The 1,810-nt window shown below is 63.1% G+C and carries 2 protein-coding genes and 1 pseudogene; 1 reads left to right on the top strand and 2 read right to left on the bottom strand.

All coding sequences use genetic code 11. The features are described 5' to 3' along the window. Together QZV94_RS24860 and QZV94_RS24855 are read right to left on the bottom strand one after the other, a co-directional pair. A partial coding sequence (locus QZV94_RS24860) for a DUF4158 domain-containing protein (protein WP_293683130.1) occupies nt 1–255 on the bottom strand: 255 nt, incomplete at its 3' end. Further along, nucleotides 252–845, bottom strand: a complete 594-nt coding sequence (locus QZV94_RS24855; protein ID WP_012435588.1) for a recombinase family protein — start codon at nt 843–845, stop codon at nt 252–254. The genes QZV94_RS24860 and QZV94_RS24855, both read right to left, overlap by 4 nt. Before the next feature lie 484 nt (nt 846–1,329). Between QZV94_RS24855 and QZV94_RS24850 the strand changes: the two are divergent. After that, nucleotides 1,330–1,810: pseudogene (locus QZV94_RS24850) on the top strand (IS21 family transposase); the annotation flags it as partial.

The following is a 1,810-nucleotide window of genomic DNA, read 5'->3' as shown; positions in this document are numbered from 1 at the left end:
AACCACACAGGACCCATCGTCCTCGACCCACCTCCCGTCAAAGCGGAAGAAGGCATGCTTGGCCTTGAAGTAACCGATCTGCAAGATGCAATAGACCTGGGCATGGAGACCAGGCCGGCTGCTGGCGAGCGCCAGTTCGGTTTCAGTCAACGCCAAGTATTCCAGCCGCTGGGCGTCGTCGAAGTCCGGCAGGCCGTACAGGGCTTCCTGCTCGGCGTCCGACAGGACGGTCAATCGTTCGCTCTTGGTCGTCATCGCGATGACGCTCCACGAGAGCCCGTCCAACCAACCCGTGCCAGGGTCTCGATCAGCGTGGTTCGCTTGACGCCGAAGTTGCGGCACACCGCCGCCTTGGACATGCCGCCATCGAGCGCAGCGACGATGGCCTCCAGCTTCTCGCCGGTGATCGCCTGCGGCCGGCCGCCGATCCGGCCGCGTTTGCGGGCGGCAGCCAGACCGGCGACGACACGTTCCTGGATCAAGGCGCGTTCGTACTGCGCGAGCGCGCCGAACACCTGGAACAGAAACTCGCCCGAGGGCGTCGTGGTATCCAGGTTCTCCGTCAGCGAGCGGAACGCCACCTGCTTTTTCTTGAGCGAGGTCACGATGGCGAGCAAGTGCGACAACGAACGGCCGAGCCGGTCGAGCTTCCACACGACCAACACGTCGCCAGGGCGAACGAATTCGAGCGCCCGCGCCAGGCCCGCGCGGTCGTCCTTCGCGCCGGAAGCATGATCCTCGAACAGATGCCGCGCATCGACGCCGACGGCGAGCAGCGCATCGCGCTGCAAGTTCGTGCTCTGGCGGTCGGAGTCCGACGACACGCGCATGTAACCTACCAACATAAGCGGAAAACCATTAAGACGAGGTTTCCGTATGGTAGCGTCTGGCGACAGAGTTTTCCGCACAATTTTGCGGCCACTCGGAGGTTGGTGCAGAGGACCGTTGAAGGCCTGTCGAAAAACAAATGTTTTCCGACAGGCCTTGGCCTAGCGCACGCCCGCCTTGCAGCGTTCTGTGAATAGCGCTTAGTAATGACGGCGTATATACTTTGTTAGTATCAAGTGGCAGGAGGCCCCGATCATGTCAAAACAAGCCGTTTTCACGATGAAGCTGGAGCCTGAGTTGCGCGCCGAGTTTATGGCCGAAGCCGAGGCGGCCCATCGCCCGGCGTCGCAAGTGCTGCGCGAGCTGATGCGCGAGTTCGTTCAGCGCCAGCGCGAGTCGCGCGAGTACGACGAGTTCCTGCGCCGCAAGGTCGAAGCCGGCCGGGCTTCGATGCGCGCTGGATTGGGGCGGTCGAACGATGAAGTTGAGGCCGAATTCGCCGCACGGCGTACCGGCCTGTCTCGAAACACCATCAAGAAGTACCTTCGGGCCGATGCGGTCGAGCCGCGCTATGCCAAGCGCGTGAGCCCCAGCAAGCTCGACCCCTTCGCAGACAAACTGGCAGGCTGGCTCAAGACCGAGACCGGCAAGTCGCGCAAGCAGCGGCGAACGGTCAAACAGATGCATGCCGACTTGGCAGCGCTGGGTTACGACGGTTCTTACAACCGCGTGGCCGCCTTCGCTCGCGACTGGCAGGCCAAACGGCAGGAAGCAGAGCGGACCACCGGCCGCGGCACCTTCGTGCCACTGGTCTTTGGCGCTGGTGAGGCGTTCCAGTTCGACTGGAGCGAAGACTGGGCCGTCGTCGCCGGCGAGCGCACAAAGCTGCAGGTGGCCCACACCAAGCTCAGCCACAGCCGCGCCTTCATTGTTCGGGCCTACCTGCTGCAAACGCACGAGATGCTGTTCGACGCCCACAACC

Source organism: uncultured Phenylobacterium sp. (genome assembly GCF_902826855.1).
Classification (GTDB): Bacteria; Pseudomonadota; Alphaproteobacteria; order Caulobacterales; family Caulobacteraceae; genus Phenylobacterium.
This window is presented reverse-complemented; position numbering and strand designations above follow the sequence as displayed.

Coding starts and splice junctions, on each gene's coding strand:
- QZV94_RS24855 (WP_012435588.1), bottom strand. CDS start 845: ATGTTGGTAGGTTACATGCGCGTGTCGTCGGACTCCGACCGCCAGAGC.